The organism is Microbacterium sp. C7(2022) (genome assembly GCF_028823665.1).
Taxonomy (GTDB): Bacteria; Actinomycetota; Actinomycetes; order Actinomycetales; family Microbacteriaceae; genus Microbacterium.
In genome coordinates, this window is record NZ_JAPEHV010000002.1 from 444,338 (window position 1) to 450,478 (window position 6,141).

The 6,141-nt window shown below is 64.8% G+C and carries 6 protein-coding genes; 3 read left to right on the forward strand and 3 right to left on the reverse strand.

Annotation, left to right across the window (positions count from 1 at the left end; all coding sequences use genetic code 11):
- The first annotated feature begins 2 nt into the window (after positions 1-2).
- The 3 genes from ON062_RS04170 to ON062_RS04180 all read left to right on the forward strand — a co-directional run bounded on the left by ON062_RS04170 (position 3) and on the right by ON062_RS04180 (position 3,252).
- Entirely contained in the window at positions 3-1,085 is a 1,083-nt protein-coding gene (locus tag ON062_RS04170) for a substrate-binding domain-containing protein (RefSeq protein WP_274645859.1), read from the forward strand.
- A gap of 86 nt (positions 1,086-1,171) precedes the next feature.
- Positions 1,172-1,978, forward strand: a complete 807-nt coding sequence (locus ON062_RS04175) for an ATP-binding cassette domain-containing protein (protein WP_274645860.1) — start codon at positions 1,172-1,174, stop codon at positions 1,976-1,978.
- The gene (locus ON062_RS04180) at positions 1,975-3,252 is read left to right on the forward strand and encodes a sugar ABC transporter permease (protein WP_274645861.1); all 1,278 of its coding nucleotides are present in this window, start codon (positions 1,975-1,977) and stop codon (positions 3,250-3,252) included. The genes ON062_RS04175 and ON062_RS04180 overlap by 4 nt, the downstream gene beginning before the upstream one ends.
- Positions 3,253-3,322: 70 nt before the next feature.
- On the opposite strand, the gene ON062_RS04185 is transcribed toward ON062_RS04180, so the two are convergent.
- Genes ON062_RS04185 through ON062_RS04195 form a run of 3 tightly spaced genes read right to left on the reverse strand, consistent with a single transcriptional unit; the run spans position 3,323 to position 5,991 of the window.
- Positions 3,323-4,126: an alpha/beta fold hydrolase gene (locus ON062_RS04185; RefSeq protein WP_274645862.1), complete on the reverse strand. Its 804-nt coding sequence runs from the start codon at positions 4,124-4,126 to the stop codon at positions 3,323-3,325.
- On the reverse strand, positions 4,123-5,523 hold the full coding sequence (locus tag ON062_RS04190; RefSeq protein WP_274645863.1) for an FAD-binding oxidoreductase: 1,401 nt from the start codon (positions 5,521-5,523) through the stop codon (positions 4,123-4,125). The genes ON062_RS04185 and ON062_RS04190 overlap by 4 nt, the downstream gene beginning before the upstream one ends.
- Before the next feature lie 12 nt (positions 5,524-5,535).
- Positions 5,536-5,991: a hypothetical protein gene (locus ON062_RS04195; RefSeq protein WP_274645864.1), complete on the reverse strand. Its 456-nt coding sequence runs from the start codon at positions 5,989-5,991 to the stop codon at positions 5,536-5,538.
- Between the last annotated feature and the right edge of the window lie 150 nt (positions 5,992-6,141).

The following is a 6,141-nucleotide window of genomic DNA, read 5'->3' on the forward strand; positions in this document are numbered from 1 at the left end:
CGATGAAGAAGTCATCTCTCGCAGCGACGATTGCCCTCGTGGGCGCCGGCGCTGTGCTGCTTGCCGGATGCTCGGGTTCGAGCGACACGGACACCACGACGGATGGTGGCGACGGCTCCACCGCCGATGCGGGGCGCGCATGCGTGATTCTTCCCGACGCGGCCTCGTCACCGCGCTGGGAGAACTTCGACCGCAAGTACCTTCAGGAAGGACTCGAAGGCGCCGGGTTTGAGGTCGACATCCAGAACGCGCAGGGTGACGTCAACCAGTACTCGACGATCGCCGACCAGCAGCTCACTCAGGGCTGCGGCGTGATGCTGCTGGTGGACTACCAGGGCGCAGCCGAAACGGTGGCGACGAAGGCCAAGGCCGAGGGCATCCCGGTGATCGCGTACGACCGCCCCTTCGCCGGTGCGGACTACTACGTGTCCTTCGACAACGTCGAGGTGGGTCGCATGGAGGGCCAGACGGTGCTGAACGGGCTCGAGGCGGCCGGCGTCGATCCGGCCGAGGCCGTCGTTGTCTACATTGGCGGCGACCCCACGGACGGCAACGCGGCAATGTTCCACGACGGTGCCGTCGAGGTCATGGAAGCGGCCGGTATCGAGCCCGCAGCCGAGCCCCCGGGGGCGTGGGACCAGGCCAAGTCGCAGACGAACTTCGAGCAGGCCCTCACGGCGCTCGATGGCCAGGTTGACGGCGTGTGGGTTGCCAACGACACCAACGCCGCCGGCGTCATCAAGGTGCTGCAGGACAACAACCTCGAGGGTGTCGCTGTCTCAGGCCAGGACGCCAACGTCGCAGGTCTGCAGAACATCCTCCTCGGTTGGCAGACGGCGACCGTCTACAAGCCCGTTGCTGACGAGGCCGCCGCCGCGGTGGAGACGGCGATTGCGCTCCTCAATGGCGAGACCGTGTCGACGGACGCTTCGCTGGAGGACGGCACGCCGTACATCCAGGTCACGCCCATCCTCGTCGGACCCAACGAGGTCAAGGACGTCATCGCTGCCGGCGACGCCTCGTACGACGAGGTGTGCACCGCCGACGTGATGGCTGCGTGCGAAGAGTTCGGCGTCACCCAGTAACGATTCGGGCATCAGCCGCAGAGGGCGTCACGCCACCTGGCGCGACGCCCCCTGCGCGCGACCCGACGCATCGCGAGGAAGCGAGTATGTCAGAAACCATCACTCCCCCAGAGCCGATCATCCAGCTGGTCGGTGTCAAGAAGTCCTTCGGACCGGTGAGCGTCCTCAAGGGCGTCGACCTCAACGTCTACCCGGGTCGGGTCACCGCCCTTGTCGGCGATAACGGAGCCGGAAAGTCCACACTCATCAAGGGGCTGGCCGGTGTGCAGCCCTATGACTCGGGTGAGGTGCTGATCGATGGAAAGCACCGAGATCTGCACGCACCTCGAGACGCTGCGAGCCTCGGTATCGAGGTCGTGTACCAGGACCTCGCTCTGTGCGACAACCTCGACATCGTTCAGAACATGTTCCTCGGACGCGAAGAGCTCTCCCACGGTACCTTCGACGAAGGCCGCATGGAAAAGGATGCGTCCGATACGCTGCGCTCGCTGTCAGTGCGCACCGTGAAGTCGGTGCGCCAGAAGGTGTCGTCGCTCTCCGGCGGACAACGTCAGACGGTCGCTATCGCGCGCGCCGTACTCAAGAACGCACGCGTGGTCATCCTCGACGAGCCCACAGCAGCGCTCGGCGTCGCCCAGACCGAGCAAGTGCTCAACCTGGTGCGCCGGCTGTCAGATCAGGGTGTCGCCGTGGTGCTCATCAGTCACAACCTGGCAGATGTGTTTTCCGTCGCCGACGACATCGCGGTGCTGTACCTCGGCCAGATGGTCGCGCAGATCGCCACGTCGGAGACAACTCGCGACGATGTCGTGGGCTACATCACCGGCACCAAGACCCTCGGAGACGTGGAGATCATCAACACGTCCACGATTCGCACCGGAGGCGACGAATGAGCAGCAACGCACCCCGTACCGACGCCGCTCCCGACCCCGTCGCAGCAGACCTGATCGGCAGCGGCGTCGAGGGCGGACTCGTCGACCAAGTTCAGGCATGGTGGCAACGCGTACGCAGCGGCGACATGGGCGCACTTCCCGCCATCGGCGGACTGGTCGTCCTGGCACTTCTGTTCTCGATTCTGAGCCCGTACTTCCTGACCGAGCGGAACTTCGCAAACCTGCTCAATCAGGGTGCGAGCCTCGTGATTCTCGGCATGGCACTCGTCTTCGTCCTCCTCCTCGGCGAGATCGATCTTTCTGCCGGGGTCACCGGCGGAGTCGGCATGGCCCTGTTCGTCGTGCTCGCCTCTCAGTTCAACATCCCGTGGCCACTCGCCCTCTTGATCGGGTTCGGTTTCGGATTCGCCACCGGCGCATTGATCGGCTTCTTCGTCGCCCGTGTCGGAATTCCCTCATTCGTGGTGACCCTCGGTCTCTTTCTCGGGTTCCAGGGTCTGGCGCTGGTCATCATCGGCCCCGGCGGCCTGTACCGCCTCGAGGTTCCCGAACTGATCGCTCTGCAGAACGGCAACCTGCCTGTCTGGGCGGGGTGGACGATGCTCGCCGTCATGCTCCTGATCTCGGCAGGGACGTCGTTCTGGGATCGCTCGCGCCGAACACGGGCTGGCGTGCCGAACCGCGCGATCTCGCTGGTGTGGATCAAGCTCGGCGTCATCGCCGTGCTCGGCGGGGGGTTCGTGTTCGTCCTCAACCAGAACCGTGGGCAATCCGCAGCAAACGTCGTCGCGGGTGTGCCGATTATTGTTCCCGTGGTGCTGTTGATCCTCTGGGTCGGCACGTTCGTTCTCGACCGCACCAAATTCGGTCGCTACATCTACGCCATCGGTGGCAATGCCGAAGCCGCACGCCGATCGGGTGTGAAGGTGCGATGGATCAAGTGGTGGGCCTTCGTCATCTGTTCCGCACTCGCGGTGATGTCGGCGCTCCTGAGCGTCGCACGCGTGGGGTCAGTGGATGCCACGGTCGGGCGCGACATCGTCCTGAGCGGCGTGGCAGCCGCCGTCGTCGGCGGGGTGAGCCTCTTCGGTGGTCGCGGGCGTCTGGTGCACGCTGCGATCGGTGCGATGGTCATCGCGGTCATCACCAACGGGCTCGGCCTGCTCAATCTGCCGGCCGGCATCAACCTGCTCGTCACCGGAGCTGTGCTGATCCTCGCGGCTTCGGTCGACGCCGTCTCCCGCCTACGATCTGGCGGCGGCGTACGAACATAGCCGGCGCCATTTCATGTCGGCGGAGTGTCGAGCGTGCACGTGCGACACTCCGCCGACATCGGCGCGCTCGTCACGTGCGAGCGAGAAAAGCGAGCAACCCGGTGTTGAATGCCCGGGGTTGCTCGATGTTCGCCGCGTGGCCGTCGTGGCGAATCACGCTGGATTCGCCACGCGGCGCCAACGAGGCCGCCGCCGCCGCGTGCGAACTCGGCCAGAACTCACTGTCTGCCCCTGCGATGAAGATGGTCGGCACTGTGGTCTTCGCAATCACCGGTCGCCAATCGGCGATGGCGTGGTCGTGAAGCAGCGCGAGTTCACCCGTCGACAAAGCGTGATCCGCGCCGCGCATCGCGCGCAACAACCGCACCAGGCGCCGGCCGCGCCGCCAGATCGGCGTGCCCCGACCCGTATCGGGGATCCGCTCGGCAAAAAAGGAGTCACGGTTTGACTCGTCATAGCCATAGAAGCCATGAGGCCAGTCGGCCGTATTGAGCATCTTCGGCGTCTGATCCACGATCGCGACGGAGCGGAGTCGTTCATCGCCGTTGTCGGCGATGTATGCCCAAATGGTGTTCCCGCCCATCGATCCACCCACGAGAGCAACGTCGGTCAGATCGAGAGCGTCGAGCAGGTCATGTAGGTCAGCGCCCCGACGTTTCATGTCGACGCCGGACTCCGGGTGCTCCGCCGCACCGTGCCCTCGAAGGTCGACGGAAATCACGCGGTAGCCATGTTGCACCAAGGCCGGTACTTGTGCGGACCATGTCGTGGCCGCGGCCTTGAAACCTGCCAGCAGCACGACGGGTCGACCTGTCGCGTCGCCCGATTCCTGATAGTCGATGCGCACACCATCACTGGTCGTGAGTGCCGTCACTGATGGCTCACCTTCTTGTCGCGGGGGAATGCCTTCCCCGGGTTCATAAGATCCCGCGGATCGAGCGCATGTTTGATGGCGCCATGCATATCGAGCACGACCTCGCTGAGCTCCTCGCGGGCGCCGTCGAGTTTGAGAAGGCCCACACCGTGCTCACCGGTGACTGTCCCGCCGAGCTCACGGCAGTCGGAAACAATACGGTCAAAGGCCCGCATGGCTCGCGCTTTCGCCGCGTCATCGCCGACTGGTGCGATGATCAGTGGGTGGAGGTTGCCGTCCCCGGCGTGCGCGATGTTCGCGATCGTCACCTCGTGCTCCATCGCTGTCGCCTCGATTCGGGCGAGCATTTCGGGCACAGCGGCACGCGGAACACACACATCTTCCGTAAGAACAGGCCCCAACCGTTCGAGAGCGGGGTACGCGAGCCGTCGCGCGAGGAAGAGTTGTTCCATCGCTGCCGCGTCGTCGGCGCGCTCGACACGGGTAGCTCCCGCATCGCCGAACAGCCGAGCGATAACCGAGGCATGCCCCGCTCCGATAGCGCCGGGTTCGTCTACCGCGGCCAGGAGCAACGCCGCGGCATCCGCGGGCACATCCCATTCCTGCCATTGTGCGACCGCGCGAAGACATGTGCGGTCGATGAGTTCGAGCGCCGACGGCACAATTCCCGCTTTCGACACAGCAGACACTGCTGCGCCGGCATCCGTGAGAGAACTGAAGTAGCCGACGACCCCCCGCTCTTCCCGGCCCGAAAGCGGACGGAGCGACAGCGTGACGTCCACGATGACCCCGAGCGCACCCTCCGAACCGACCATGAGACCCGTGAGGTCGAAACCGGTAACCCCCTTCGCAGTCTTTCGGCCCAGCCTCGCGACACGACCGTCAGCGAGCACGACGGTCATGCCGAGAACATAGTCACGGGTCACGCCGTACTTCACACAGCAGATGCCACCCGCATTCGTGGCCACGTTGCCACCAATCGTGCTGATCCGGTAGCTGGCGGGGTCTGGCGGGTACCAAAGTCCAAAGTCAGCGACGTGGCGCCGCAGCTCGTCGTTCAGCACGCCAGCTTCAGCGACGACGTAGCGTTCATCAGGGTTGACCTCGGTGATCGCCGTCATACGCTCGAGGGACAGCACGACGCACCCAGCGACCGCGTTCGCTCCACCGGACAGTCCTGTGCCTGCACCGCGCGGCACCACCGCGACGCCGTACTCAGCCGCGCAGCGAACAGTGGCCACTACATCGTCCAACGACTCCGCGCAGACGACCGCGCTCGGCGAGACATAGTCCGCCCATTCGGCGTCATCGTGGCTGTAGCGAGTGACCACCTCAGCATCGGTGATGATGCGAGCAGCATCTACACGATCGACCAGGGCAGCAAGAAAGTCGTTCATCGGTTGCCGATCCTACTCATCCGAGGCGTCAAGACGAGTGCACCACAGCGCCCAGGCGATCAAGGGGATCTGCAGGAAGAGCCGGATGAACCGAGCGCCGTCGGTGCGGAGCAGCGGTGCGGAACGACCCGTGCGCCACTGATGAACGTTCCCGGGAAGGACGGCAACGAAAAACGCCGCAACGATGCCACCGACTCTCGGCCGGTCACGTGGCAAGGCGACGAGTGCGACCCCCAGCATGACTTCGACAGCACCGGATGCCACGACGATCATGTCTTTGTCCGTGCGCAACAGCCGGGTCGCCCAGTCCGGCACGGTGATTCGGTATCCGCGCCGGCCCCACGTCAGATGAGACAGTCCTGCTGCCACGAGGAGGAGCGCGAGTACCCACCGCGCAGCAATCCGCGTCACCGCGATGCCTTGTCGGTCACCGGAGTGAGATGGTCGGGCGAGACGTGCATTGCTCATCGTCCGAGCATGCCATGTGTGCGCCCGCGCGGGGCCTCGGCACTCAGGGCCGATGGTTAACGCAAAGAAGCCACCCAACGTTGGGTGGCTTCTTTGTTTAAAGGAAGTCCGGCGGTGTCCTACTCTCCCACAGGGTCCCCCCTGCAGTAC